The organism is Nonomuraea soli (genome assembly GCF_013761175.1).
GTDB classification, from domain to species: Bacteria; Actinomycetota; Actinomycetes; order Streptosporangiales; family Streptosporangiaceae; genus Nonomuraea; species Nonomuraea soli.
Window position 1 is genome coordinate 286,191 of sequence record NZ_JACDUR010000004.1, and the last position, 24,940, is coordinate 311,130.

General features: G+C 69.7%; 27 protein-coding genes and 1 pseudogene. 14 read left to right on the top strand and 14 right to left on the bottom strand.

All coding sequences use genetic code 11. The features are described from left to right. Positions 1-260 precede the first annotated feature (260 nt). A complete protein-coding gene (locus HNR30_RS19780) occupies positions 261-491 on the top strand; it encodes a WhiB family transcriptional regulator (protein WP_181612124.1) in 231 nt (76 codons plus the stop codon). A gap of 63 nt (positions 492-554) precedes the next feature. Here the strand turns inward: HNR30_RS19780 and HNR30_RS19785 are convergent, their stop codons facing one another. Beyond that, a complete protein-coding gene (locus HNR30_RS19785; RefSeq protein ID WP_312894514.1) occupies positions 555-983 on the bottom strand; it encodes a metallopeptidase family protein in 429 nt (142 codons plus the stop codon). 131 nt (positions 984-1,114) lie between these two features. On the opposite strand from HNR30_RS19785, the gene HNR30_RS19790 reads away from it, so the two are divergent. Genes HNR30_RS19790 through HNR30_RS19810 form a run of 5 tightly spaced genes read left to right on the top strand, consistent with a single transcriptional unit; the run spans position 1,115 to position 5,084 of the window. Next, positions 1,115-1,480: a DUF3499 domain-containing protein gene (locus tag HNR30_RS19790; protein WP_181611387.1), complete on the top strand. Its 366-nt coding sequence runs from the start codon at positions 1,115-1,117 to the stop codon at positions 1,478-1,480. Positions 1,481-1,524: 44 nt separating this feature from the next. Then, a complete protein-coding gene (locus HNR30_RS19795; protein ID WP_181611388.1) occupies positions 1,525-2,868 on the top strand; it encodes a phosphomannomutase/phosphoglucomutase in 1,344 nt (447 codons plus the stop codon). Then, a complete protein-coding gene (locus HNR30_RS19800) occupies positions 2,865-3,029 on the top strand; it encodes a Trm112 family protein (protein WP_181611389.1) in 165 nt (54 codons plus the stop codon). The genes HNR30_RS19795 and HNR30_RS19800 overlap by 4 nt, the downstream gene beginning before the upstream one ends. Beyond that, a complete protein-coding gene (locus tag HNR30_RS19805; protein ID WP_312894515.1) occupies positions 3,026-4,114 on the top strand; it encodes an SIS domain-containing protein in 1,089 nt (362 codons plus the stop codon). Before HNR30_RS19800 ends, HNR30_RS19805 begins: the two co-directional genes overlap by 4 nt. A 43-nt stretch (positions 4,115-4,157) precedes the next feature. Beyond that, positions 4,158-5,084 (top strand): cation diffusion facilitator family transporter, encoded by a 927-nt coding sequence (locus HNR30_RS19810; protein WP_181611390.1) that lies wholly within the window; start codon positions 4,158-4,160, stop codon positions 5,082-5,084. Between the two features lie 434 nt (positions 5,085-5,518). Here HNR30_RS19810 and HNR30_RS19815 read toward each other — a convergent pair whose 3' ends face one another. The 4 genes and pseudogenes from HNR30_RS19815 to HNR30_RS19830 all read right to left on the bottom strand — a co-directional run bounded on the left by HNR30_RS19815 (position 5,519) and on the right by HNR30_RS19830 (position 8,470). Then, positions 5,519-6,010 carry an SRPBCC family protein gene (locus HNR30_RS19815; protein ID WP_181611391.1) on the bottom strand — a complete coding sequence of 164 codons (492 nt, stop codon included), beginning with the start codon at positions 6,008-6,010 and terminating at the stop codon, positions 5,519-5,521. A 43-nt stretch (positions 6,011-6,053) separates the two neighbouring features. Beyond that, the gene (locus HNR30_RS19820; RefSeq protein WP_312894516.1) at positions 6,054-6,698 is read right to left on the bottom strand and encodes an SRPBCC domain-containing protein; all 645 of its coding nucleotides are present in this window, start codon (positions 6,696-6,698) and stop codon (positions 6,054-6,056) included. Then, complete coding sequence (locus HNR30_RS19825) at positions 6,695-7,081, bottom strand: ArsR/SmtB family transcription factor (protein ID WP_181611392.1); 387 nt, start codon at positions 7,079-7,081, stop codon at positions 6,695-6,697. Before HNR30_RS19825 ends, HNR30_RS19820 begins: the two co-directional genes overlap by 4 nt. Before the next feature lie 175 nt (positions 7,082-7,256). Next, positions 7,257-8,470 (bottom strand): annotated as a pseudogene (locus HNR30_RS19830) (RNA-guided endonuclease InsQ/TnpB family protein). Positions 8,471-8,654: 184 nt separating this feature from the next. Between HNR30_RS19830 and HNR30_RS19835 the strand changes: the two are divergent. Further along, complete coding sequence (locus HNR30_RS19835; RefSeq protein WP_181611394.1) at positions 8,655-8,951, top strand: hypothetical protein; 297 nt, start codon at positions 8,655-8,657, stop codon at positions 8,949-8,951. Positions 8,952-8,974: 23 nt separating this feature from the next. Here the strand turns inward: HNR30_RS19835 and HNR30_RS19840 are convergent, their stop codons facing one another. Then, complete coding sequence (locus HNR30_RS19840) at positions 8,975-9,496, bottom strand: DinB family protein (protein ID WP_181611395.1); 522 nt, start codon at positions 9,494-9,496, stop codon at positions 8,975-8,977. A 196-nt stretch (positions 9,497-9,692) separates the two neighbouring features. Further along, on the bottom strand, positions 9,693-9,929 hold the full coding sequence (locus HNR30_RS19845; RefSeq protein ID WP_181611396.1) for a hypothetical protein: 237 nt from the start codon (positions 9,927-9,929) through the stop codon (positions 9,693-9,695). A 20-nt stretch (positions 9,930-9,949) separates the two neighbouring features. Between HNR30_RS19845 and HNR30_RS19850 the strand changes: the two genes are divergently transcribed. Beyond that, complete coding sequence (locus tag HNR30_RS19850; RefSeq protein ID WP_181611397.1) at positions 9,950-10,636, top strand: hypothetical protein; 687 nt, start codon at positions 9,950-9,952, stop codon at positions 10,634-10,636. Here HNR30_RS19850 and HNR30_RS50200 read toward each other — a convergent pair. Both HNR30_RS50200 and HNR30_RS19860 read right to left on the bottom strand, forming a co-directional pair. Then, positions 10,591-11,763: a sensor histidine kinase gene (locus tag HNR30_RS50200; protein ID WP_181611398.1), complete on the bottom strand. Its 1,173-nt coding sequence runs from the start codon at positions 11,761-11,763 to the stop codon at positions 10,591-10,593. The genes HNR30_RS19850 and HNR30_RS50200 overlap by 46 nt on opposite strands. Then, entirely contained in the window at positions 11,760-12,419 is a 660-nt protein-coding gene (locus tag HNR30_RS19860; RefSeq protein WP_181611399.1) for a response regulator, read from the bottom strand. The genes HNR30_RS50200 and HNR30_RS19860 overlap by 4 nt, the downstream gene beginning before the upstream one ends. Before the next feature lie 103 nt (positions 12,420-12,522). Between HNR30_RS19860 and HNR30_RS19865 the strand changes: the two genes are divergently transcribed. After that, complete coding sequence (locus HNR30_RS19865) at positions 12,523-14,079, top strand: choice-of-anchor I family protein (protein ID WP_181611400.1); 1,557 nt, start codon at positions 12,523-12,525, stop codon at positions 14,077-14,079. Between the two features lie 25 nt (positions 14,080-14,104). Here the strand turns inward: HNR30_RS19865 and HNR30_RS19870 are convergent, their stop codons facing one another. The 3 genes from HNR30_RS19870 to HNR30_RS19880 are packed head-to-tail and all read right to left on the bottom strand — an operon-like array spanning position 14,105 to position 16,395. Beyond that, positions 14,105-15,580: a hypothetical protein gene (locus tag HNR30_RS19870; protein ID WP_181611401.1), complete on the bottom strand. Its 1,476-nt coding sequence runs from the start codon at positions 15,578-15,580 to the stop codon at positions 14,105-14,107. A gap of 18 nt (positions 15,581-15,598) precedes the next feature. After that, on the bottom strand, positions 15,599-16,021 hold the full coding sequence (locus tag HNR30_RS19875) for a GerMN domain-containing protein (protein WP_181611402.1): 423 nt from the start codon (positions 16,019-16,021) through the stop codon (positions 15,599-15,601). Positions 16,022-16,038: 17 nt separating this feature from the next. Next, positions 16,039-16,395 (bottom strand): MerR family DNA-binding transcriptional regulator, encoded by a 357-nt coding sequence (locus HNR30_RS19880; protein ID WP_181611403.1) that lies wholly within the window; start codon positions 16,393-16,395, stop codon positions 16,039-16,041. A gap of 96 nt (positions 16,396-16,491) precedes the next feature. On the opposite strand from HNR30_RS19880, the gene ahcY reads away from it, so the two are divergent. The 3 genes from ahcY to HNR30_RS19895 all read left to right on the top strand — a co-directional run bounded on the left by ahcY (position 16,492) and on the right by HNR30_RS19895 (position 20,673). Then, a complete protein-coding gene (gene ahcY, locus HNR30_RS19885) occupies positions 16,492-17,919 on the top strand; it encodes an adenosylhomocysteinase (protein WP_181611404.1) in 1,428 nt (475 codons plus the stop codon). A 67-nt stretch (positions 17,920-17,986) separates the two neighbouring features. Next, complete coding sequence (locus HNR30_RS19890; protein WP_312894517.1) at positions 17,987-19,210, top strand: adenosylhomocysteinase; 1,224 nt, start codon at positions 17,987-17,989, stop codon at positions 19,208-19,210. A gap of 89 nt (positions 19,211-19,299) precedes the next feature. After that, positions 19,300-20,673 (top strand): LVIVD repeat-containing protein, encoded by a 1,374-nt coding sequence (locus HNR30_RS19895; RefSeq protein WP_181611405.1) that lies wholly within the window; start codon positions 19,300-19,302, stop codon positions 20,671-20,673. Between the two features lie 45 nt (positions 20,674-20,718). Here the strand turns inward: HNR30_RS19895 and HNR30_RS19900 are convergent, their stop codons facing one another. Next, positions 20,719-21,348, bottom strand: coding sequence for a DUF305 domain-containing protein (locus tag HNR30_RS19900; protein ID WP_312894584.1), 630 nt, complete (start codon positions 21,346-21,348; stop codon positions 20,719-20,721). 150 nt (positions 21,349-21,498) lie between these two features. On the opposite strand from HNR30_RS19900, the gene HNR30_RS19905 reads away from it, so the two are divergent. Then, a complete protein-coding gene (locus tag HNR30_RS19905; protein ID WP_312894518.1) occupies positions 21,499-22,845 on the top strand; it encodes an LVIVD repeat-containing protein in 1,347 nt (448 codons plus the stop codon). A 91-nt stretch (positions 22,846-22,936) separates the two neighbouring features. On the opposite strand, the gene HNR30_RS49350 is transcribed toward HNR30_RS19905, so the two are convergent. Beyond that, complete coding sequence (locus HNR30_RS49350; protein ID WP_181611407.1) at positions 22,937-23,893, bottom strand: RDD family protein; 957 nt, start codon at positions 23,891-23,893, stop codon at positions 22,937-22,939. A gap of 30 nt (positions 23,894-23,923) precedes the next feature. Between HNR30_RS49350 and HNR30_RS19915 the strand changes: the two genes are divergently transcribed. Continuing rightward, complete coding sequence (locus tag HNR30_RS19915; protein ID WP_181611408.1) at positions 23,924-24,916, top strand: stage II sporulation protein M; 993 nt, start codon at positions 23,924-23,926, stop codon at positions 24,914-24,916. The last annotated feature ends 24 nt before the right edge of the window (positions 24,917-24,940 follow it).

A 24,940-nucleotide genomic window follows, 5' to 3' on the forward strand; every position in this document is an offset into this window, starting at 1 on the left:
GCGTTGAACGAGTCAGGCCAACGCCATGGATAACGGCGTCGGCCGCATCGCAACCGCACAGGATGAGCACACCGGGGCGAGCTGGTCTTTCCCCGGATACCGGCATGCCGCTTGACGTCCCGTGCTGCACACGCGTGTAATTACAGCCATGTTGTTACGCCTCCGAGATGGGTAAGAGGGAGGCGAATCATGGGGGGCTCCATTGCGGGCGGGCGGCAGGGAGGTGTGCAGTGGCCGATCTGGTCATCGCACCTGAGGACATGGACGGCGAGGAGCTCGGGTGGCAGGAGCGTGCGTTGTGCGCGCAGACTGACCCCGAGGCCTTCTTCCCTGAAAAGGGAGGATCGACCAGAGAAGCGAAGAAGGTCTGTCGCGCCTGTGAGGTGCGTGCGGAGTGTCTTGAATACGCGTTGGAGCACGACGAGCGGTTCGGCATCTGGGGTGGGTTGTCCGAGCGCGAGCGTCGTAGGCTGAAGCGTCAAGCGGTCTGAACGACTTTTTCGAAAAAGGGTCACCTTCGGGTGGCCCTTTTTCGTGGGCCCGATTCCCGGGGGTCAGCGGCCGTCGTAGCCGGGGTCGACGGCGTCGGGCGACAACCCGAGAAGCGTGGCCACCTGCTCGACGACCACGTCGTGGATGAGCGCCCCGAGAGTGTCGCGGTCGCGGGCACGCGCCTCCAGCGGGCGGCGGTAGACCACGACGGCGGCGGGGTTGCGGCCGCTGGCGGCGTCCGCGCGGCCGAACGGCACCGTCTCGGGACCGGGACGGCCGGGACCGTCGCCCAGCTCCGACAACGGCGGCACATCCTCCACGGCGAACTCCACCGACGCCAGCTGCTTGCCCCACTGCGGGCGCAGCCGGTCGACGGCGTCGAGCACCAGATCGTCGAAGCGTTCGCTGCGGGAGCGCGCCATCGGCACCCACGAAGGAGCGAGCGGGCCGCGCAGGCCCCTGCCGTGCCGATCGCGGCGGCGGGGGCTCACGGGCACTCGCTTGGCTGTGTCACGGAACCAGTCTACGAAAAGGCTGTGATAGGTGTCCGAATTGTGGCGACACGATCGGTAAGAGTGCTGAGGTAGTGGCGCCGGGGTCGCTTACCGGATACGGTCCCTCCGTGAGCCCCGTCCGCCGCTGTTCCCGCACTGCTTGCAGTCAGCCTGCCGTCTTCACGCTCACGTACGTGTACGCCGATTCGACCGCCGTGCTCGGCCCCCTGGCGACGTACGCGGAGCCACACTGCTATGACCTGTGCGCCGAACACGCCGAACGGCTGACAGCACCCCGCGGCTGGGAGGTCGTGCGCCTGCCGACCGACTCCTCCGCCCCCAGCACCGACGACCTCGAAGCGCTGGCCAACGCCGTGCGCGAAGCCGCCAGGCCCGCGCCGGGCGGCACCGAACCCGTCGGCCAGGGCGTGGAGGTGAGCCGGCGCGGCCACCTGCGGGTGCTGCGGTCGGCGCAGCAGCAGCGAGACCGATAGGCTCGTCAGCGATACATGTAGTCGACACTGGGTGGAGCTGACGCGTGGGCGACCTCGCCAGGATCTTCAAGGCGTACGACGTTCGCGGCGTGGTGCCAGACGAGCTTGACGAGCCGACCGCCGAAGCCGTGGGGGCGGCGTTCGTCGAGGTGACCGGCGCGTCGTCGCTCGTCGTCGCGCGCGACATGCGGGTGTCGGGCAAGGCGCTCGTGGAGGCCTTCGTCAGGGGCGCGCTCTCACGCGGCGCCCACGTCATCGACGCCGGGCTCGGCTCCACCGACCTGCTCTACTACGCCAGCGGCAGCCTCGGCCTGCCCGGCGCGATGTTCACCGCCAGCCACAACCCGGCCCGCTACAACGGCCTGAAGATGTGTCACGCCGGAGCCGTGCCCGTGGGCTCCGACACCGGGCTCACCACCATCCGCGACCGCGCCGCCGAGCTCCTCGGCACCTCGCCCGGCGAGCCGACCGGCACCGTCGAGGAGCGCGACTTCCTGCCCGGATACGCCGACCACCTCAAGTCGCTGGTCGACCTGTCCGGCATCCGGCCGCTCAAGGTCGTCGTCGACGCCGGCAACGCGATGGGCGGCCACACCGTGCCCGCCGTCTTCGCCGGGCTGCCCCTCGACCTGGTGCCCCTCTACTTCGAGCTCGACGGCACCTTCCCCAACCACGAGGCCAACCCGCTGGAGCCCGACAACCTGCGCGACCTGCAGAAGGCCGTCCTCGACCACGGAGCCGACCTCGGCCTGGCCTTCGACGGCGACGCCGACCGCTGCTGGGTCGTCGACGAGCGCGGCGAGTCCGTGTCGCCCTCGGCGATCACGGCGCTGGTGGCCACGCGCGAACTGGCCAAGCATCCCGGCAGCGTGATCATCCACAACCTGATCACCTCGCGTGCCGTACCCGAGATCGTCACCGAGCACGGCGGCCGGCCCGAGCGCACCCGCGTCGGCCACTCCTTCATCAAGGCCGAGATGGCCCGCACCGGTGCCGTCTTCGGGGGCGAGCACTCCGCTCACTACTATTTCCGTGACTTCTGGTTCGCCGACTCCGGCATGCTGGCCGCACTCCACGTGCTGGCCGCGCTGGGGGAGCAGGACCGGCCGCTGTCGGAGGTGGTGGCGATCTACTCCCGCTACCACGCTTCGGGCGAAATCAACAGCACCGTCGCCGACGTCCCGGCTGCAATGGAGCTCGTACGGCAGGCGTTCGCCGGGAGGGGAGAGGTCGACGAGCTCGACGGGCTCACCGTCACCGGCCCCGGCTGGTGGTTCAACCTGCGCCCGTCCAACACCGAGCCGCTGCTGCGCCTGAATGCCGAGGCCGACGACGAGGCGACGATGACGACGATCCGTGACGAGGTACTTCGGAGGTTGGCTAAGTGAAGATCGACGACTGGCTGCTGGAGATCCTGGCCTGCCCGGCGTGCAAGTCCCCGCTGCGGGCCGAGTCCGAAGAACTCGCCTGCACCTCGTGCGGCCTGATCTACCCCGTACGCGACGACATCCCCGTGCTGCTGGTCGACGAGGCCAGGAAGCCGTCGTGATCTGGCAGGAACACCTGCTCGACGACCAGACCCACCTGACAGAGACCGACCCGGGCGGCATGCTGCCCTCGGTCGCGAACGCAGCCGCCCACGTGCGCACCGCCTACCGCATCGCGCTGGAGAGCGGCGTCGACAAGCTCCAGGGCCGCCCGCGCGCCATCGTGGTCGTCGGCATGGGCGCTCCCGGGCTCGTCGGCGACATCCTGGCCACGGTCTGCGGCCCCGGCGCCCCGGTGCCCATCCTCACCGTCAGCGCCCACCGGCTGCCCGGCTGGGTCGGCGCCGCCGACCTGGTGATCGCCATCTCCGGCTCCGGCTTCGGCCGCGAAACCGTCGCGGTGGCCACCGAGGCGGTCAGACGCGGCTGCCACCTGCTTGCCGTCGGCCGCGCCGGCTCGCCGCTGGAGGCCATCGCCAAGCAGGCGTCGGCGATGTTCGTCGCGGTGCCCACGCACGGGCCCTCGCGCTCCAACCTGTGGCTGCTGGCCATCCCCGCGATGGTCGCCCTGTCCTCGCTCGGCCTCATCCGCGCCGACGCCGACGACTACGAGCAGATGGCGGTGCTCCTCGAAGACATCGCCCACCGGTGCCGGCCGAGCAGCGAATCGTTCGTCAACCCGGGCAAGACGCTCGCCATGGAACTGGCCGGGAACGTACCGCTCATCTGGGGCTCCTCGGCGGTCGCCGCCGTGGCCGCCCATCGCATGGCTACCCAGCTCGGCAAGAACGCCAAATACCCCGCGCTCCACGGCGCCCTGTTCGACCAGGTCGCCACCTTCGACGGGCCCATGGCCGAGCGCGACATCTTCGCCGACGAGCCCGGCTTCTCCGTGCGCCTGGTGGTGCTGCGCGACCGCGACGAGGACCCGGAGCTCACCCGGCGTCGCGTGTTGTCCATCCAGCTCGCCGAGGACCGCGGCGTTCCGGTCTCCGAGATCATGGCCGAGGGGGAGCACGCCATCCAGCGCCTGGCCACGCTGATCGAGCTGGTCGACTACGCGAGTGTCTACCTGGCCCTGGGGTATGGGCTCGATCCGACCCCGGTTTCGGCCGTCGCGGAGCTCAAGTCCAGAATTTCCCAATAGGATCCCCTGGACGTGAAAACGATCAGATGAGTGGAGTGGACCAGTGAGTGCTGGTGGCGGTACCAAAGCGATCATCGCGGCCCTTGCCGCCAACATATCCATCGCTATCGCAAAGTTCTTCGCAGCCGCCATGACGGGCTCGTCCTCGATGCTGGCCGAAGGCATCCACTCGGTCGCAGACTCGGGCAACCAGGTCCTGCTCCTCGTCGGCGGCAAGCGCGCCCAGCGCGCGAGCACCAAGGTCCACCCCTTCGGCTACGGCCGCGAACGCTACTTCTACGCCTTCGTCGTCGCGGTCGTGCTCTTCGCCATCGGCGCGGTGTTCTCCATCTACGAAGGCATCCACAAGTGGAGCAGCGACGAAGGGCTGAAGGACCCCTGGTGGGCCGTCGGCGTCCTGGTCTTCGCGATCATCGCCGAGACCTTCTCCTTCCGCACCGCGATCATCGAGTCCAACCGCGTGCGCGGCAAGCAGTCCTGGGTGGCGTTCGTACGGCGGGCCAAGTCGCCCGAGCTCCCCGTCATCCTCCTGGAGGACCTCGGCGCGCTCCTCGGCCTGATCTTCGCCCTCTTCGGCGTGAGCATGGCCATGATCACCGGCGACGTGAGATGGGACGCCCTGGGCACCCTCATGATCGGTGTCCTGCTCGCCGTCATCTCCGTCATCCTGGCCGTCGAGACCAAGTCCCTCCTCATCGGCGAAAGCGCCGACCCGGGCACCGAAGACCAGATCCGCGCCGCCCTCGAGAACGCACCCGAGGTCGACCGCATCATCCACATGAAGACGCTGCACCTCGGGCCCGAGGAACTACTGGTGGCGGCCAAGATCGCCGTCCAGCACGACGACACGGCGGCAGAGGTCGCCCGCGGCATCGACGAGGCCGAGCAGCGCATCCGCGAGGCGGTGCCGATCGCGCGGGTCATCTACCTGGAGCCCGACCTCGACCGTAGCGCCAAGCCCCTCACCTGACGGCTCGGTCCTCGCTGGTCGGGCGCCTTCGGCGCTGGTGGGGCTTGGGCTGTGCTTGGCGGGGGTGGTCCTTCGGCCCACCCCCAGGCCCCGTGGTCGATGGCCCGGGGGCCATCGACACCCCGTCCGGGGTTCTCGCTCTGCGGCCCCTTCCACGGGCATGGGCCTCGCGGGGTCGTGCGCCTTCGGCGCCGGCGGGCTCGGGCTGTGTTCAGTGGGGGGTGGTCCTTCGGCCCACCCCCCACACCCCCGTGGTCGATGGCCTGGGGGCCATCGACACCCCGCTCGTGGTTCCCGACGATGCCCCTTCCCGGCTTGGGCCTCGCTGGTCGGGCGCCTTCAGCGCTGGCGGCCGAGGGCGCGTTCTCTTGCACGACACGGCCGGGACGTGTGCCCGGATGCCCCCGTTGACGCACGGCCGCCTGCCCGCCAGGTCAGTCCGTAGCGTCGCGGACGTCCTTGCCCTGTTCGACGAACGCCTTGAAGTCCTGCATGTGCTGGAGCGACTGCTTGCGGAAGGCGCCGGGCATCAGCAACCCCACCAGCTTCATCACCACCCCGTTGAACCGGTACTCGTTCTCGCTCTCCCAGAGCGTCGTGTCCGGCCCGGTTTCGGTCAGTCGTTCGCGTGCGGCGCTCCACATGCCGTCGGCGACGATCTCGCGCTCGAAGTGGACGACGACGTTCGTCGGGATCTCGCGCAGGTCGGCCGGTTCCCGGCGGGTGATGGTCTCGGTGGCCTCCATCTTCTGCTTGCCCGTCTGCATCACGACGCGCGACCGGGTGCCGAGGTGTCCGTGTTCCCCGTTGAGCGGCTCGTGCACCACCAGGCCTCGCAGCCAGTAGGGCAGCTGGGCGGGGTCGGCGAGCAGGTGGGCCACCTTCTCCCGGGGCTGGGCGATCTCGATGGAGACGGTGTACTTCATGGGCGCATCATTCTTTCCTTCTGGGTGCTCGCCAGTGCTCGCTTCACGATTCGTCGGGGGCGTAGAACCGGGTGGTGGCCTCGACTGCGGCGGCGACGTGCGCCGGTTCGCCTCCGGCGGCCAGATGGGCCTGGCCCCAGGCGGCGGCGCTGCGCCGGCTGAACTCGCGGCCTTCCGGCGACCGCTCGAACTCCTCGTGATCGGAGAGCTCGCCGTCGGTGAGGAACCGGGCGAGGGTGAGCAGGGCCAGGTCCCAGCCGACGCCGCCGGCGCCGGGGCCGTAGGTGGGGAAGGAGGGCTCCTCGATGAAGGCCGCGTGGATCAGTTCGAGCTGCGTGGCGCCGCCGCGGCCCGGGCTCAGGCGCACTTCCACCTCGCTGGTGCCGGGCCAGGCGTCGGCGTCCGGTCCGTAGAGCCAGGACACCTTGAGCAGATGGGGCGGCTCACACAGGAGGATGTCGCCGTGCTCGCCGCTGCCCAGCTGGAAGGTGCCGCCGAGCCGGAGGTCGCCGCTGACCGAGTTCAGCCAGCGGCGCAGGCGTCCGGGGTTGGTGATGGCGTCCCAGACGTCGTCGATCTCCGCGTCGTATCGGCGCCGCAGTTCCACGGTGTACGCCTCGCCGGCGGGCACGGTGCCGCTGCCCATGGTCCGGTGGACGGCGGCGAGCTCGTCGAGTACGTCTTTCACGTCGTGCCTCCGTCGGTGCCGGGCCCGGTCTGCGCTGTGGTGTCCCCGGCGGTCCGGGGTCGGCGCGCACGTTTGCCGCGGGCCAGCTCGGTTCCCAGGGCGTCGAGGTGTTGCTCCCAGAACCGGCGGAACCGGTCGAGCCACGCGTCGACCTCGCTCAGCGGCCCGGGCTCGACGGCGTAGATCCGCCGGGTGCCCTCGGCCCGCACTGACGCGAACCCGTTGTCGCGCAGCACGCGCAGGTGCTGGGAGACGGCGGGCTGGGAGATGGCGAACTCGGCCCGGATGACGTCCGTGATCGCCCCGGAGGTCTGCTCGCCGTCGGCGAGCAGCTCCAGGATGCGACGGCGTACGGGGTCGCCGAGGATGTCGAAGGCGTGCACGACGAGGAGTGTACCGGTCTGCGGTTATATAAGCGAAGCCTGATTCTTCTGGCTGCAGGAAGCTCCGGCGCTCCCGGACGAAAGCGAGAGCAAAGCGGTCCCGGATACCGTCCGCTGACGAAGACGGGCGCAGCCCCGTCACAGTCGAAGGGACAGCATTGACATCATCCCCCTCCTAAAGGAGGGGATTCCCACGGTCACCCGTGAGACCTTCCTGCTTCACAGCCGACTGCCCGCCAGAGAGGACTCTCCTTGAGGTCTAACGTCAGCTCCACAGGCGTTTCACCTCTCCGCCAGCCCGGCGGCGAGCACGTTCTTGGCCGCGTTCACGTCCCGATCGTGGGATGCGCCGCAGGCGCACACCCACTCCCGGACGTGCAGCGGCATCTTCTCTTGCAAGGTTCCGCACGCCGAGCACAGCTTGGAGGAGGGGAACCAGCGGTCCACCGCGACAACGGTCCGCCCATACCAGGCTGCTTTGTACTCCAGCATGCTCCGGAGTTCTCGCCAGGACGCGTCCGAGATGGCGCGGGCCAGGCAGTGGTTCTTGACCAGGTTGCGGACGGTCAGGTCCTCCACGGCGATCACTTGGTTCTCGCGAACAAGCCGTGTCGTGACCTTGTGCAGGTGGTCCCTTCTGCGGTCGGTGATGCGGGCGTACACCCTGGCGACCCGCAGTTTCGCCTTGGCCCGGTTCGCGCTGCCCGTCTCTTTACGGGCCAGGGCCCGCTGCGCCTTGGCGAGTTTGCGCCGGTCAGCTTGTTCGTGGCGCGGGTTGGCGATCTTCTCTCCGGTGGAGAGTGCGGCCAGCGCCGTGATCCCGGCGTCGATCCCCACCTTCGACGCCACGGGCGGAAGCGGGCTGATCTTCTCCTCGACCAGGATCGAGACGAACCAGCGTCCGGCCGTGTCCTTCGACACGGTCACCGTGGACGGCCGCGCTCCCCGCGGCAGCGGACGCGACCACACGATCGCCAGCGGACTGTCCATCTTCGCCAGCGTCAGCGCGCCCTCTCGCCAGCGGAACGCCGAGCGGGTGTATTCCGCCGACAGTCGCGACCTCTTACGCGACTTGAAGGCAGGGTACTTGGCTCGCTTGGCGAAGAAGTTCGCGAACGCCGTCTGGAGGTGGCGAAGCGCCTGCTGGAGTGGCACGGACGACACCTCGGACAGGAAGTCGTAGTCGCCGCTGCGTTTCCACTGCGTGAGTGCGGCCGATGATTCCACGTAGGAGATCCGGCGCCCTTCGAGGGCGTAGGCGCGGGTGCGCTCGTCGAGAGCTTTGTTGTAGACGAGGCGGACGCAGCCGAACGTCCGGGCAAGCTCTTGGGCCTGCTCGGTGGTCGGGTGGAAGCGGTACTTGTAGGCCCGCTTCACGGTCTGCGCCACTCCCCTCACATCCTACCGCGCAATCAGCTGAGAATCGTGCGCATGTTCTCATCGCCGGTCCGCCTAGCGGCGAATCGGCTACCCCTGTCCTGCTCCGCAGGGGTCCGATGCCTCCTCCGCCTGAAGGCGGGGGTCTCCTCGGAGGTTCCCGATGAAGTTCGGAGTCAGCTGCATTCTGGCGACGATGGCAGGCGCTCTCCTGGTCACCGCCGCCCCCGCTTCCGCGAGCGCCGGCGCCATCACCTTCACCTGCCGCTACGACGCCAACGTCCGTAGCTCTCCCTACACCGGGCGTCCCAACGTGATCGACATCTGCTACACGGGGACCCGCATCAACCCGCGCTGCTGGGTGCGTGGCGGCTGGTCCAACGGGGACAACCGCTGGTACCGGCTCTACCTCGGCCAGCAGACGCGGGAGCAGGCTTTCATCCACTTCAGCCAGGTGTCGACCTCGGGAAGCGGAGGAATCGGCGCCTGCTAGACACGATGCGGGACCGCGCGTGATCAGTTCATCCGCTGATACCCCGTCCCTCCGTCGAGCAGTTCCCGGATGATGTCCAGGTGCCCGACGTGGCGGGCGGTCTCCTCGATCATGTGGCACAGGACGTACCGCAGCGACGCCGCCCGCTCCTCGGGGCGGCCGCGTTCGACGGCGTCCAGCGGCAGGCCGGCGATCGCCGCGTTGGAGCGCGCGCACTCGGCGTCGTAGTCGTCGAGCAGCCGCGCCAGGGGCACGTCGTCGACGAACATCTCCGCGTCGACGTGCCCGTCCTTGGTCCACGGCGTCTGGCCGGTGTCGGGGACGCCGAGCAGGCCCAGATGGAACCAGGAGTACTCGACCCACCGCAGGTGCGCCACCACCCCGGCCACCGTCATCAGCGGTGACGTGGGCAGGAGCGCGCGGTGGGAGTCGTCCTCGCTGAGGCCTTCGCATTTCATCCGGACGAACGAACGCTGAAGGTCGAGCCATCCGGTCAGTTGTGCTCGCTCGCCGGCGGTCAGCGGCGGGCGTCGGGTTTCGGTCATCGAGAAGCTCCAGATGCGTGAAGTGGAGCCGCCCGGGTGGTCAGCCGCGGATGCGGCGGACGGGCGGCACGATGGTCGAGCTCGACATCGCGCTCACCTCCTCTCCGTCGCCGAAGGGGTGCCGGGCTCTCCGGCAGTCGCACCGTACAGGCCGGGTTCTCGATGGGGGAACCGGTTTTCCGGCGCCCACCGGAGGTCACCGCCACCCCAGCAGCTCCTCGCACGCCTCCACACCGGCGACCCGGACCTCCGGCCGGGGCGCCCACTCCTCACGCACCAGCCGGAAGCGCATCTCGGTGCCGATCCCGCGCCCCTGGAACGACGTGCTCAGCCACGAGCCCGACGTTTTCCCGACAGGCCAGCCGTGCGGGTGAGGGGTTTCCGCCGGGCGGCTGAGGCCGTACGGCGGGCGGGGCTGCGAGGGTCGTCGCATTCTCCCTGGAAGGACGTCCCATGTCAGACCCCCACCGGCTCAGAAGGCTCGCGGCCGGTTCCTCCCTCCTCGTCACGCCCGTGCTCTACATCGCCGGAGTGGTCATCGACCCGGCGCTGCGCCAGGGCGGGGGCGACACCACCGGCGTGTACGGCCGGTTCCCCGAGCAGGTCTCGGTCAGCGCCACGCTCCTGCACTGGAGCTGGGTGCTGCTCGTCCCCGGGATCATCGGCATGATCCACCTGGTCAGGCGCCGCCATGTCCTGCTCGGCCACATCGTCGGCGCCGTCGCGCTGCTCGGAGTGGTGAACTTCTCCGCGCTCATGCTCAGCGACTTCGTCTACAGCACCCTGGAGCGCGCCATGCCCCCCGCCGTGGGAGCCAAGCTCGCGGACGAGGCGCTGGCCGATCCGGGGGCGACGTTCGGCTTCCAGATCCCCGGTTTCGCCGGGCTGGTGGCGCTGCTGCTGCTCGGGCTGGTGCTGGCCGCTGATCGCCAGGTGCCGTGGTGGGCGCCCGTCGCGATGCTGGCGGGCGTGTTCACGGCGCCGATCTTTCCCATCGGGACCGTCGTGGGCGGTGTGCTCTTCCTGGCGGGCTCGGGGGCGATGGGCCTGCGCATGCTGCGGATGAGCCAGCAGGAGTGGAACGGCGTGTCCGCTCAGCCGGCCGCGGTGGCCGACGGGAAGCACGCCAGCACCCGGTAGCCGCCGCCCGGTGCGGCGCCCGTGGTGAGCGTGCCGCCGTGGAGGGTGACGCGCTCGCGCATGCCGATCTGGCCGAACCCGCCGGCGTGCCCGGCCGTGGCCGGACCTGCGCCGTCGTCGGTCAGCTCGACGGTCACCTGCCCGGGGGCGTAGGTGACGGTGAGCTCGACCCGGGAGGCGCCGGCGTGCTTGAGCACGTTCGTGAGGCTCTCCTGGACCACCCGGTAGGCCGCAAGGTCCACGTCGGAGGGTACGGCACGGCGGGAACCGGCGATCGTCAGCGTGACGTCCACGCCGGATTCCTCCATCTGGGCCACGAGGTCGCCGAGCCGGTCCAGGCCCGGGCGGGATCCCTCGGAATCCTCCACCTCGCGCAGCATGCCGAGCATGAGGGCCAGCTCGCCGACCGCCTCACGTCCGGCCTGCTCGACGACCTGGAGCAGCTCGCGTTCCCGTGTCGCCTCCTCGCCCAGCATCATGCGGACCCCGCCCGCGTGCAGGGTCATGACGCTCACGTTGTGCGAGATGACGTCGTGCAGGTCCCTGGCGATGCGGGCCCGTTCCTCGGCGACCGCCCGCCTGGCCCGTTCCTCGCGCTCCGCCTCCAGCCGGGCGGTGAGGGCGGCCAGCCGGGTGGTCTGGGCGGTCTGGCGGCGCAGCAGGATGCCGCTGCCGTACGCGACGCCGAGGAAGATCGCGGTGATGAGCATTTCGGGCACATCGGTGATCTCCAGCGTCTGGAGGAAGATGTAGGCGCCGATGACGCAGCCCAGGCCCGCGATGCCGTGACGGCTGCGCAGGTCGTAGGCGGCGGCGATGGTGTGGGCGAGGATGAGCATGGAGTACAGGTGCCAGGCGGCGTAGTAGGCGGTGCCCGGCGACAGCTGCACGACGGCCTCGCCGACCGCGATCAGGACGAGCAGGGCCGTGATGGGGAAGCGGTTCCTCACCAGGAGCAGGGCGCCCGCGGCCAGGGTGCCGGCGGCGAACAGGTGCGGGCTGCCGATCTCGCCGGGCGATCCGCCTCGCCTGCCGTACGACTCGACGAGGCCCGCGGCGGTGACCGACAGGGACAGGAACACGTCGAGGCGGCTGGGCCGCCGGCCCCGCGCCGGGGCGGTGATCACGCGTGCCCCGGACGGATGATCCCCGTCTCGTAGGCGAAGACGACGGCCTGGGTGCGGTTGCGCAGCCCCAGCTTGTGCAGCACCTGGGCCACGTGGGTACGGATGGTGGCCTCGCCCAGCACGACCTGCTCGGCGATCTCCTTGTTCGACAGCCCGCGTGCCATCAGCATCAGCACCTCCCGCTCCCTGCCGGTGAGCGCCTGCAGCTCAGGGCTCGCCACGGCCTCCTCCTGGGCGGCGAAGGTGCTGATGAGCCGCATGGTCGCGGCCGGATCGATGAGCGCGTCGCCCGAGGCCGCCACCCTGATCGCGTCGATCAGCCGCTCCGGCGCCGACGACTTGAGCACGAAGCCGTGGGCCCCGAGCCGGAGCGAGGCGTGGAGGTTCTCGTCGGTGTCGAAGGTGGTGAGCATCAGGACCCTGGGCGGGTCGGCGTCGGCCAGCAGGTGCCGGGCGGCGCGCAGCCCGTCGAGCCTGGGCATGGTGATGTCCATCAGCACCACGTCGGGCCGGGTGCGGCGGGCCAGGTCGAGCGCGTCGACACCGTCGGCCGCCTCGCCCACGACCTCGATGCCCTCGCTCTGCTCGACGACCAGCCGGATCCCCGCCCTGATGAGCGCCTGGTCGTCGGCGATGAGGACCCTGATGTCCGGCATGGGCACAGCCTAGTGGGACCTTCCGCCCCTCCCCGGTGACGGTTCATGTCCCGGCCATCTGCGCGACAGCGACCAGTCATGACTCATCGTGATACTTCGCCACATGCGCACCACCACGATCCTTCGCCTGGCCGCCTGCGGCCTGGCACTGTCCACGACGCTCGTCACGGCGAACACCGCCGACGCCGCCTCTCCCCAGGGCATCGAGCTGACCTTCCTCGGCCGCTACACCGCCGGATCCGTCGGCGTCGGCGCCCAGGAGATCCCCGCCTACGACCCGGCCACCCGCCGCGTGTTCGTCATCAACGCCGAGGCGGGCACCGTGGACGTGCTCGACATCCGCGACCCCCGCGCGCCGCGCAAGGTCGCCACCCTGACCGCACCCGGCGCCAACAGCGTCGCGGTCCACGGCGGGCTCGTCGCGGTCGCGCAGCAGGGCACAGCCAAGACCGACCCGGGCAGCGTGGCGTTCTTCGACGCCAGCACCGGCCGCAAGCTGCGTCAGGTCACCGTCGGAGCGCTGCCCGACATGCTGACCTTCACCCCGGACGGCAGGCAGGTCGTCGTCGCCAACGAGGGCGAGCCCGAGTCGTACTGCGCGGGCCAGGAGAACGACCCCGAAGGCTCGGTCAGCATCATCGACGTACGGCGCGGCACCGTGCGCAGCGCGGGCTTCCAGGCCTGGAACGGCCGCGAGGACGAGCTGCGCGCCCAGGGTGTGCGCATCAGCGGCCCCGGCGCCGCCGCCGCGAACGACCTTGAACCCGAGTACGTCACCGTCGAGGGCGGCACCGCCTGGGTGACCCTCCAGGAGAACAACGCCCTGGCCGTCGTCGACCTGCGCAGCGCGAAGGTGCGGAGCATCCTCCCGCTCGGCCTCAAGGACCACTCGGCCGAGGGCGCCGGCCTGGACGCCTCCGACCGCGACGGCAAGGCCGACATCCGCACCCACCCGGTCAAGGGCATGTACATGCCCGACTCGATCGCCGACTTCCGCTCGCGTGGCCGTACCTTCCTGGTCACCGCCAACGAGGGTGACAGCCGCGACTGGGACTGCCACTCCGACGAGGCGCGGGTCAAGAGCCTCAAGCTGTCGCCCATCGCCTTCCCCGACGCCGCCGCGCTCCAGAAGGACCCCGAGCTCGGCCGTCTCACCGTCGCCGCCGACTCGCCCAAGGACGCCACGGGCGCCTACACCGAGCTGCGCGTCTTCGGCGGCCGGTCGATCTCCGTGCGCTCCGCCTCCGGCGAGCTGGTGTGGGACTCGGGTGACCAGCTGGAGCGGCTGATCGCCGAGAGGTACCCGGCGAACTTCAACGCCGACCACGAGGCCAACGACTTCGACACCCGCAGCGACAACAAGGGTCCCGAGCCCGAGGGCGTCACCGTCGGCGCGGTCAGGGGACGCACCTACGCCTTCGCCGGGCTGGAGCGGGTCGGCGGGATCGTCGCCTACGACGTGACCGATCCGAGCGACGCGCGCCTGGCCGGCTACGTCAACTCGCGTGACTTCTCCGGCGACGTCGAGGCCGGGACCGCCGGTGACCTGGGGCCCGAGGGTGTGCTGTTCGTCGCGGCCCACGACAGCCCCACCCACCGCCCCCTGCTGGTGGTCGGCCACGAGATCAGCGGCACGACCGCGATCTACGAGGTCCGCTGACGACCACGCGGGACCCGGCCGTACGTCACCGCGTCCAGAGCGCCGTGAAGTACGGCCGGGCGGCCGTCCCCGCGACCTGCACCGACACCGGGCGGTACCCGCGCGGGGCGGTCCTGACGCGGGCGGCGTCGCCGTACATGAAGGTCCTGGCCTTCGCCTTGCGCCACACGACGGTGTAACGACGGTCGGGGCTGGCGGCGACGGTGAGCGGCCGGTGATCGGGATGGGCACGCTGCCAGCGGCGCACCGTGGACCAGCTCTGGTCGACGGTCGTGGTCCATTCCTGCGCGCCCTCGTCCGGCTCCCACACCGCCGCGTACCTCCGGTCGCCCGGCGGGCCGTAGACGTTGACCCAGCGCAGCGTGTGGTCTCCCCGGGCCCTGATGGCGCGGTTGCGCGCGACGAACTGCTTCTCGGTCAGCCGCCAGAAGCACAGGTTGTACGGCGTGCGCTGCCTGATCATGACGCCGGAGTACCTGGCACGCCGCCACGAGCCCGTCCCGGCGATCAGCTTGATCCGGTAGCCCTGCTTCACGCTCTCCGCCAGGAACCGGCTGGTCGCGGTGGAGCTGAGCCCGGTGAAGAACCGTTGTTGCGGCCCCGGGGCCCGGGTCCACACGGCGGTGTAGCGCTCGCCGCGCGACAACGTGAGCGAGGTGAGCCGGAAACCCTCCACGACCAGCTCGGCCATGCGGGCCTGGTGCTTGGCGCGGCTGAAGTTGTAGTAGACGCGGGTGGTGGGGGTGGTCGCCTCGGCGGGGAAGGCGGAGCGCGGCTTGGACTGGTGGTCGACCGGGGGCGGCGGCGTGGTGACCGGGGTGGTGGGCGGCGGCGCGACCCGCACACAGCCCGCCGTTTCGGGCGGCAGGGCGCTGACGACCAGCACCGCCGCGGTCAGCGCGGCGGCCGAGCCCGCCAGCAGGGGGAGCTGGGTGCGCTTGAAGCGTCGCGGGGCAGGCGCGGGTTCGCCGTCGCTGAGCCGTACGAGCAGCTCGGCCGCGCTGGGACGGGCGGAGGGCTTCCTGGCCAGCGCGGCCCGCACCGGGGCGCGCAGTTGCTCGGGCAGGAGAGACAGGTCCGGAGCGGTGGTGGCGTGGTCGCCGGTGGCGGCGAGGTAGACGACGCGGCCCCAGTCGAAGACGTCGGCGGGTTCGCCGATCCCCGCGCGGTGGATCGCGGCCAGTCCCCTGGCCAGCGCCGACGCGGGCCCGACGAGCTCCCGCGAGGCCGCCGGGTCTTGGTCTTCCCCGTACTCGCTGACGATGTACGTCAGCGAGCCCTCGACGTCGGCGTCGAGCACCCTGGCCATCCAGCCGGGGTCGGCCCGCAGGGAGTCCTCGACCTCGCGGATGAACCGGGCGCCCTCCCGCAGGACCCTCAGCGTGACCTTGCTGCCGTCAGGCGCGAGCGCGAGGAAGCCCGCGTCCTGGTCGTCGCCCAGCCGCGCACGGAGCAGGTAGGGCCCGACCTGGCGTGGATCGTGCTCCGCGAGGGACTGCATTCACCGGATAATAGTGATTCAACAGACAGAAACGTCGGCCTGGGAGAACAAGCAGCGATTGTCCTTGTCGGCGAGAACCGCCTTCTTGATCGACGGGAACTGCGTCAGATTCGCCTTGAGCGCGTAAATGATGACCGCGTCGCCGAGATGTCCGGGGCCGTAAGCCGTACGGCAGAAGCGCACGCGCGCCGTCTCCTGCTTGATCGTGATCTGGAAGTCGCCTCCGCAGTCGGAGGGGCCGATGAGCTTGAAGTTCGAGAACATGCCCCTTCGCCGCTCGGCCTTGGTCGGGCCGGCGACGAACTGCTGCACGACGAAACGCGCCAGCCCCAGGTCGGGCGAGACGCGCTTGGCGGCGGCGAGCTGGGGCGGGTAGTTGCCGTCGGTCGGGAAATAGACCTTCACCGGGTGGCCGGACGCCTGCGGGAACATGAGCGCCACGGCTAACAGAATCTCTTTCACGTTCTGTTGGACGCCTGACCCCGGTTCTGCGTTAGCAGCCGCAGCGCCTTCTCCTTCTCGAAATCCAGCGCCCGGCGAGGAGCCTGCAGCCGCCCGATCCGCAGACCCAGGTCTCGTACGGCCTGCGCCACGGAGGGCTCGCTGAGCACGCGCAGGGCGAAGGCGAGCTCGGCCGGCGAGACGTCGAACCTCTTCTCCAGCTCCACCCCCTGGGCCACCGCCGCCAGCTCCTCCTCGCCGAACCTGCGGTGCGCGCCCCGCTCCCTGACCGGCGGCAGCAGGCCCAGCGCTTCGCGGTATCGGAGCATGCGCGGGGACATGCCCAGACGCTTCGCGGCCTCGGTGATACGCATTCTTACATTCTTATGGAAGATTCCCCGTCCACAAGATGCGACCCGGTCCGGAGCGGCCTAAACTCGTCCGCGACGACATTCGTAGAGGGGAATCAGATGGACTTCAAGGTCGCCGACCTGTCCTTGGCCGACTTCGGCCGCAAGGAGATCCGGCTCGCCGAGCACGAGATGCCCGGCCTGATGGCGGTCCGTCGCGAGTACGCGGAGTCCCAGCCCCTCCGCGGCGCCAAGATCATGGGCTCGCTGCACATGACCATCCAGACCGCCGTCCTCATCGAGACGCTGGTCGCGCTCGGCGCCGAGGTGCGCTGGGTGTCGTGCAACATCTTCTCCACCCAGGACCACGCCGCCGCCGCGGTCGTCGTCGGCCCCGAGGGCACCGTCGAGAACCCGCAGGGCGTGCCGGTGTTCGCCTGGAAGGGCGAGACGCTGGAGGAGTACTGGTGGTGCACCGAGCAGGCGCTCAACTGGCCCGGCGGTGACGGCCCCAACATGATCCTCGACGACGGCGGCGACGCCACGCTCCTGGTCCACAAGGGTGCGGAGTACGAAAAGGCCGGCGCCGTGCCGTCCGCCACCGACTCCGACCCGGAGGAGTGGCACGTCATCATCGACCTGCTCAAGCGCACCGTCGGCCCCGACAAGACGTGGACGAAGATCGCCGAGCAGATCAAGGGTGTCACCGAGGAGACCACCACGGGCGTCCACCGCCTGTACGAGATGTTCAAGGCGGGCTCGCTGCTCTTCCCGGCGATCAACGTCAACGACTCGGTCACCAAGTCGAAGTTCGACAACAAGTACGGCTGCCGCCACTCCGTGATCGACGGCCTCAACCGCGCCACCGACGTGCTCATCGGCGGCAAGGTCGCCGTGGTCTGCGGCTACGGCGACGTCGGCAAGGGCTGCGCCGACGCCCTGCGCGGCCAGGGCGCCCGCGTCATCGTCACCGAGATCGACCCGATCTGCGCGCTGCAGGCGGCCATGGACGGCTTCCAGGTCACCACCCTGGAGGAGGTCGTCTCCTACGCCGACATCTTCGTGACGACGACCGGCAACTTCAACATCATCACGGCCGACCACATGGCCAGGATGAAGCACAACGCGATCGTCTCCAACATCGGCCACTTCGACAACGAGATCGACATGGCGGGCCTGGCCCGCGTGCCCGGCATCGAGAAGTCCGAGGTCAAGCCGCAGGTCCACACCTGGGCCTTCCCCGACGGCCACCAGATCATCGTCCTGGCCGAGGGCCGCCTGATGAACCTCGGCTGCGCCACCGGCCACCCGTCGTTCGTCATGTCGAACTCCTTCACCAACCAGGTGATCGCGCAGATCGAGCTGTTCACCAAGACCGACGAGTACCCGATCGGCGTCTACGTGCTGCCCAAGCACCTCGACGAGAAGGTCGCCCGTCTGCACCTCGACGCCCTTGGCGTGAAGCTCACCGAGCTGACCAAGGAGCAGGCCGAGTACATCGGCGTCGCGGTCGAGGGTCCGTACAAGTCGGACCACTACCGCTACTGAGTTCTCCGAGGTGCCCGCCGGGGTCTCGGCCCCCGGCGGGCGCCTTTTCGTACCAGAGGGAGACCGGGTGACAGGCGAGGCGAGAATCGGCTGGGCGGCCAGATCGATGCCGGTGCTGACCGCGATCGGGTCCGGCTTCGGCGACGAGCGTCCGTTCGAGGGCCTGAGGATCGCCGCCTGCCTGCACGTGACGGCGGAGACGGCGGTCCTGATGGGCGCGCTCAAGGCCGGAGGCGCGCACATCGCGCTGGCGGCCTCGAATCCGCTGTCGACCCAGGACGACGTGGCCCAGGCCCTCGAGGAGTACGGCATCGCCGTCCACGCCAAGGCCGGGGTCGACAGGGCCACCTACTACCGCCACATCAACCAGGCGCTCGACATCGCGCCCGACATCGTCCTCGACGACGGCTGCGACCTGGTCAACACCCTGCACACCGAGCGCAGAGACCTGCTCGACGGCGTGCGCGGCGGCTGCGAGGAGACCACGACGGGCATCATCCGCCTGCGCCAGATGGCGGCGGAGCAGGCCCTGAGCTTCCCGGTGGTCGCGGTGAACGACACCAGGACCAAGCGCATGTTCGACAACCGCTACGGCACCGGCCAGTCGACCTTCGACGGCATCATGCGGGCGACCAACGCCATGCTCGCCGGGCGCGTCGTCGTGGTCGCGGGCTTCGGCTACTGCGGCAGGGGAGTGGCCGAGCGCGCCAAGGGCCTGGGGGCCAGGGTCCTGGTCACGGAGATCGACCCGGTCAAGGCGCTCGACGCGATGTTGCAGGGCTACGAGGTCAAGCCCATGGAGGAGGCCGCCAGGACCGGCGACGTGTTCGTCACCGTCACCGGCAACCGCGACGTGATCCGCCGCGAGCACCTGGAGGTCATGAAGGACGGCGCCATCCTGGCCAACGCCGGGCACTTCGACGTCGAGATCGACGTGCGGGCGCTGGAGGAGCTGGCCGTCGAGGTGCACCACGGCGTGCGGCCCAACACCGACGAGTACGTCCTGCCCTCGGGTCACCGGCTGCTCCTGCTCGCCGAGGGCCGCCTGGTCAACCTCACGGCGGCCGAGGGCCACCCGGCGGCCGTGATGGACATGTCCTTCTCCGCCCAGGCGCTCGCGGTGGCGTGGCTGGTCAGGGAGCACGAGCGGCTGGAGCCGGGCGTCTACGACGTGCCGGAGGAGATCGACGTCGAGGTGGCCAGGCTGAAGCTGGCCGCGGCCGGTGCGGCGATCGACTCGCTCACCCCGGTCCAGGAGGACTACCTGCACTCCTGGCGGCTGGGCTCGTAACCGGGGCCGCCGACCCCCTTGGTTGAACGTGCAATCTTATGGATAATCCTGCTCACTTCCGTACACAACGGAGTGAAAGGGAGACATCCATGTCCCTCCGTGGCTTATCGAGCCGCATCCTGCTCATCGTGGGCCTGGTCGTCGCAGGAACGGCCGCTCCCGCGAACGCCGCTCCCGAGGACTTCGTCAAGAGCGACAACATCACCCTCCAAGCCCACCTTGACCTGCCCGCCGGCGCGAGGATCAACAGCGACATCGCCTTCCAGGGCGACTACGCCTACGTCGGCAACTTCACCGGCTTCGCCATCTACGACATCAAGCACCCCCAGCAACCCAGGCTCGTCAGCTCGGTCAGCTGCCCCGGCGGCCAGATGGACGTGACCATCCTGGGCGACCTCCTGGTCACCTCGGTCGACGACTCCCTGAGCAACGACTCCTGCCAGGCGGTGCCCCAATCCGCCCGGATCAAGGAGTCCTGGGAGGGCCTGCGCATCTTCGACGTCAGCGACAAGGCCAACCCGCGCTACATCAAGTCCGTCGAGACCAACTGCGGGTCGCACACCCACACGATGGTCCCCGACAAGACCGGTGAGGCGTTCTACGTCTACGTCTCCTCCTACTTCCCGTCGGTCAACTTCCCCGACTGCCAGCCGCCCCACGACAAGATCTCGGTGGTGAAGGTCCCGATCGCCAACCCGGCCGCGGCCGCGGTGGTCAGCACCCCGGCGATCTTCCCCGACGGCACCGGATACCCCGGCGCCGCCAGCACCAGCGGATGCCACGACATCACCGTCTACGCCGCACTCGACCTGGCCGCGGGCGCCTGCATGGGCGACGGTGTGCTGCTGGACATCTCCAACCGCGAGCAGCCGAGGGTCATCGAGCAGGTGACCGACGCCAACTTCGCCTTCTGGCACTCGGCGACCTTCAACAACGACGGCACCAAGGTGATCTTCACCGACGAGCTCGGCGGCGGCACCTCGCCGCGCTGCACCGCCACCGAGGGCCCGACCCGCGGCGCCGACGCCATCTTCGACATCGAGAGCAGGCAGCTCGTCTTCAAGAGCTACTTCAAGATCTCGCGCCTGCAGACCCTGACGGAGAACTGCGTGGCGCACAACGGCTCGCTCATCCCGGTCAAGAACCGGGACGTCATGGTCCAGGCCTGGTACCAGGGCGGCCTGTCGGTGTTCGACTTCACCGACTCGGCCAACCCGGTGGAGATCGCCTACTTCGACCGCGCGCCGTTCAACGACAGCCAGCTCACGCTGGCCGGCTACTGGTCCACGTACTACTACAACGGCTACATCTTCGGCAGCGAGATCGCTCGCGGCTTCGACGTGTTCAAGGTCAACGACCCGCGCGTCAACCAGGCCAACAGCGTCAAGACCGACCTGCTGAACGTCCAGACCCAGGAGCGTTACCGCGAGCGCGGCAACGGCCGTCCCGGAGGCGGGCACTGATCCGTGACGCACGACCCTGATCCGGTACGGCCCCGCCGTACCGGATCAGAGCTCGGCCTGGATGCGCCTCATCCGCCCGATCTCGGCGGACTGCGTGGCGCCCACGTCGTTGGCCAGCTCCAGCACCACCCGGTGCGAGCCGTTGATGACCTCCTTCTCGGCCATCTCCACGGCCCCCTGGTGATGCCTGATCATCAGCTCCAGGAACAGCTTGTCGAACGCCGCCCCCGAGGCCGCCTTGAGCTGCTCCATCTGCTCCGGTGTGGCCATGCCGGGCATGCCGGCGTGGGAGGCGTGGTGGTCGGGCGCCTTCTGGCCCTGCTCCTGCAGCCACGAGGTCATGTACTGGATCTCCGGCGCCTGGGAGTCCTTGATCCGTGAGGCGATGGCCTTGACCTTGGCGTTGGCCGCCCTGGAGGGCGCCAGCACGCTCATGTCGAGCGCCTGGCGGTGGTGGAGGATCATGTCGCTCATGAAGGTGACGTCCGCCGCGTTGACCGTGGGGGTCGGCACCGCCTGCTCGGCCTGCTGGGGGCTGAGCGTCGTGGCCTGCTCGCCTGGTCTGCCGGGGGCGATGACGGGCGCGGTGGAATCGGCCCGCGGCGGCTGCTCGGGTGTCGAGCTGCAGCCGGTCAGCGCCAGCACGGCCGCGCCGGTCAGGGTGATGAGCGCCACGCGCAACGGGTTCTCCTCCGCCGGGGGGTGGTCAGGTGCGCATCGTAACGCCGTGAACGGTATTCATGCCGCTTTGCTTTACATGCCAATGAATCCGGTTATCTCCTGACATGGTGGGCTCGGTCTCGACCCTCATCCGGAGGTCTCCTCGTGGCGTCACGAACCAGCCGGGCCGCGTTGGTCCTGCTCTCCTGCTTCGCGCTCTTCGCCTCTCCCGTCCAGGCCGCGGAGGGCGGGGGAACGGCGAGCTCCAACGTCAAGCTCGTGGCCAACGTGCCCAAGAAGGCGCCGTTCGACGACTCCACGGCCTACGCCACCGACATGGCCTTCCAGGGGCGCTACGCCTTCGTCGGCAACTACAACGGCTTCACGATCTACGACATCGGCGACCCGGCCAAGCCGTCGATCGTCAGCCAGGTGCTGTGCCCCGGCGCCCAGAACGACGTCTCGGTCCACGGCGACCTGCTGTTCCTGTCGGTCGACGAGCCCCGCAGCAACGACTCCTGCAAGAGCGACTTCGGCACTCCCACCAGCAGGAAGTCGTGGGAGGGCATCCGCGTCTTCGACATCAAGGACAAACGCCGGCCGCGCTACCTCAAGGCCGTCGAGACCGCCTGCGGCTCCCACACCCACACGCTCGTGCCGGACAAGAAGGGCGCCGCGGTCTACCTCTACGTCTCCTCCTACGACCCGGCCGACCTGTTCCCCGAGTGCAAGCCGCCGCACGACAAGATCTCCATCGTCAAGGTGCCGCTGAAGAGCCCCAGGTCCGCCAAGGTCGTCTCCACCCCCGTGCTCTTCCCCGAGGGCGGCAACGAATCGCAGGACGGCCTGCTGCTGGGCACCTCCGGATGCCACGACATCACCGTCTACCCGAAGAAGGACCTGGCCGCGGGCGCGTGCATGGGCGACGGCGTGCTGCTCGACATCGCCGACCGCGAGCACCCGAAGGTGATCGACACCGTCACCGACGACAACTTCGCCTTCTGGCACTCGGCGACCTTCAACAACGCGGGCACCAAGGTCGTCTTCACCGACGAGCTCGGCGGCGGCCTCGCGGCCACCTGCACCAAGGCCGTCGGCCCCAAGCGCGGCGCCGACGCCGTCTTCGACATCGCCGACCGCACGCTCGTGTTCCGCAGCTACTACAAGATCCCGCGCCACCAGAAGGCCGGGGAGAACTGCGTCGCCCACAACGGCTCGCTCGTGCCGGTCAAGGGCCGCGACATCATGGTCCAGGCCTGGTACCAGGGCGGCGTCTCGGTCTGGGACTTCACCGACTCGCGCAAGCCCGTCGAGATCGGCTACTTCGACCGCGGGCCGTTCAAACCGCGCGACGTGGCGGGCTCCTGGTCGGCCTACTACTACAACGGCTTCGTCTTCAGCAGCGAGATCCAGCGCGGGCTCGACGTGCTCAAGCTCACCGACAAGCGCACGGGACCGGCGGCCAGGGTCAGGCTCCGGGTCCTCAACGCGCAGACGCAGTACGGCTTCTAGCCCGCTCCGGATCCTCAACGCGCAGACGCAGTACGGCTTCTGGCCCGCTCCGGATCCTCAACGCGCAGACGCGGTACGGCTTCTGGCCCGCTCAGACCGGCGGGGCGAACCCCCCAGGAGTGGCCGGGGGCCGCTCGTCGCGCCGGTCCTGGTGGTACGGCACCGCGGGAGCCGCGAACCCCGGGTGCCGCCCCGGCGGCGGGGGCGCCACGGCCCCCGGCGGAGGTGGCGGCGGGAAACCCGGCTGCTGGTACGGCGGGGCGGCCATCGGGTGGCCCTGCGCGTAACCGGGGGAGACACCTGCCTGCCGTGCCAGCCGTACCTCGGTCCTGGAGCGGCGCTCGGCCAGGACGGCGCTGAGGTAGGCGTGCGGTGGCACGCCGGGCGGAGGCGGCGGTGAGACGACGGCGGCCACCTGGGCGGCGATCCGCATCCCCATCTCGTGCTGGACCTGGGGGCTGAGCTGGTGCCAGCGCACCAGATACTGCCTGGCCGCCGCCGCCACCTCGTCGGGCAACTGCGACAACTCCAGCGTGCGCGCCCACGACGCGAGCTGCGGCGGCATCTGCGCCATGGTGGTCTCGGGCCGCGGACCCCGCTCGGAGATCACGATGGTCCCGGCGAACACGTCGCCGAGCCGCTTGCCCCGCTCCGAGACCAGCGCCGTGATCAGCGCGGGAGCCCCCCACAACATCCAGAACTCCACGAATCCCGCCAAGCCGCGGAACAACGCCTGGCGGAACCGCACAGGACCGCCGTCGTCGCCGACGACCCGCAGCCCGAGCGCCAGCTTGCCCAGGCTGCGCCCGCGGCTCAACGTCTCGAACGCCACCGGATAGCCGATCGTGACCAGCAGGACCAGCAGGATGTTCGCCGCCGCGAACAGGGCGGGATCACTGACGAACGCGAAGAGCGTCAGCAGGAAGAACACCCCGATCAGCACCGTCCACTGGACGACCAGGTCGATGATGATCGCCAGCGCCCTCGTGGGCATCTGCGCGACCCGCACCTCCACGACGACGGCGTCGCCGGTGACTACCTCGGACATGCTCCGAGCCTATTGCGTCACAATGACTGGGTGGATATCGATGCTTTCGTCGCCGTGCATCGCCCGGCCTGGGACCGCCTCGAGCACCTCGTCTCCAGACGCGGCAAGCTGTCGGGTGCGGAGGTCGACGAGCTCGTCGACCTCTACCAGCGGGTCTCCACGCACCTGTCGATCGTCCGCTCGGGGCGTGCGGACGCGCTGCTCGTCGGGCGCCTGTCCGCGCTGGTGGCACGCGCCCGCTCCGCCGTGACGGGCGCCCACACGCCCGCGTGGCGGCAGCTGGCCAGGTTCTTCACCGTCTCCTTCCCCGTCGTCGCCTACCGGGCCCGCTGGTGGTGGCTCGGCGCCACGCTGGCCTTCCTGATCGTCTCCTGGGTCATGGGCGCGTGGATCGCGGGCGACCCCGAGGTGCAGGCGGCCATCGCGACCGACGAGGAGATCACCCAGCTCGTCGAGCACGACTTCGCCGACTACTACTCCGAGAACCCCGCGGCCTCCTTCGCCAGTCGTGTGTGGGTCAACAACGCCTGGGCGTCCATGCTCATGATCATCTCGGCGATCTTCATGGGGTTGCCCGTCCCGTACTTCCTGTGGACCAACGCCGCCAACGTCGCCGTCTCCGGCGGGCTCATGGCCTCGCGCGGCAAGCTCGACATCTTCTTCGGGCTCATCACCCCGCACGGCCTGCTCGAACTCACCGCCGTCTTCCTGGCCGCGGGCGTGGGCATGCGCCTGGGCTGGACCGTCATCGACCCGGGACCACGCCGCCGCCTGGAGGCGCTCGCCGAACAGGGGCGCGCCGTCATCGCCGTCGCACTCGGGCTGGTCGTCGTGCTGTTCGTCTCCGGCCTCATCGAGGCCCTCGTCACGCCGTCGGGCCTGCCGACCTGGGCACGCATCGCCATCGGCGTGGTGGCCGAGGCGGTGTTCCTGGCCTACGTCGTGGTGTTCGGGCGCCGGGCACTGCTGGCCAGGGAGAGCGGCGACATGGAACGCGCCCCCGACGTCGCACCCACAGCCTGACCAAGGCCCTGCCACCGGCCTCCG

What these genes read in the sequence shown, in the direction of transcription:
- HNR30_RS19865 (WP_181611400.1), top strand. Translation starts at nt 12,523, where the DNA reads ATGCGCACCACCACGATCCTTCGCCTGGCCGCCTGCGGCCTGGCACTG.
- HNR30_RS19850 (WP_181611397.1), top strand. Translation starts at nt 9,950, where the DNA reads ATGTCAGACCCCCACCGGCTCAGAAGGCTCGCGGCCGGTTCCTCCCTC.
- HNR30_RS19780 (WP_181612124.1), top strand. Translation starts at nt 261, where the DNA reads ATGGACGGCGAGGAGCTCGGGTGGCAGGAGCGTGCGTTGTGCGCGCAG.
- HNR30_RS49350 (WP_181611407.1), bottom strand. Translation starts at nt 23,893, where the DNA reads ATGTCCGAGGTAGTCACCGGCGACGCCGTCGTCGTGGAGGTGCGGGTC.
- HNR30_RS19870 (WP_181611401.1), bottom strand. Translation starts at nt 15,580, where the DNA reads ATGCAGTCCCTCGCGGAGCACGATCCACGCCAGGTCGGGCCCTACCTG.
- HNR30_RS19840 (WP_181611395.1), bottom strand. Translation starts at nt 9,496, where the DNA reads ATGACCGAAACCCGACGCCCGCCGCTGACCGCCGGCGAGCGAGCACAA.
- HNR30_RS19845 (WP_181611396.1), bottom strand. Translation starts at nt 9,929, where the DNA reads ATGCGACGACCCTCGCAGCCCCGCCCGCCGTACGGCCTCAGCCGCCCG.
- ahcY (WP_181611404.1), top strand. Translation starts at nt 16,492, where the DNA reads ATGGACTTCAAGGTCGCCGACCTGTCCTTGGCCGACTTCGGCCGCAAG.
- HNR30_RS19880 (WP_181611403.1), bottom strand. Translation starts at nt 16,395, where the DNA reads ATGCGTATCACCGAGGCCGCGAAGCGTCTGGGCATGTCCCCGCGCATG.
- HNR30_RS19815 (WP_181611391.1), bottom strand. Translation starts at nt 6,010, where the DNA reads ATGAAGTACACCGTCTCCATCGAGATCGCCCAGCCCCGGGAGAAGGTG.
- HNR30_RS19835 (WP_181611394.1), top strand. Translation starts at nt 8,655, where the DNA reads ATGGCAGGCGCTCTCCTGGTCACCGCCGCCCCCGCTTCCGCGAGCGCC.
- HNR30_RS19860 (WP_181611399.1), bottom strand. Translation starts at nt 12,419, where the DNA reads ATGCCGGACATCAGGGTCCTCATCGCCGACGACCAGGCGCTCATCAGG.
- HNR30_RS19895 (WP_181611405.1), top strand. Translation starts at nt 19,300, where the DNA reads ATGTCCCTCCGTGGCTTATCGAGCCGCATCCTGCTCATCGTGGGCCTG.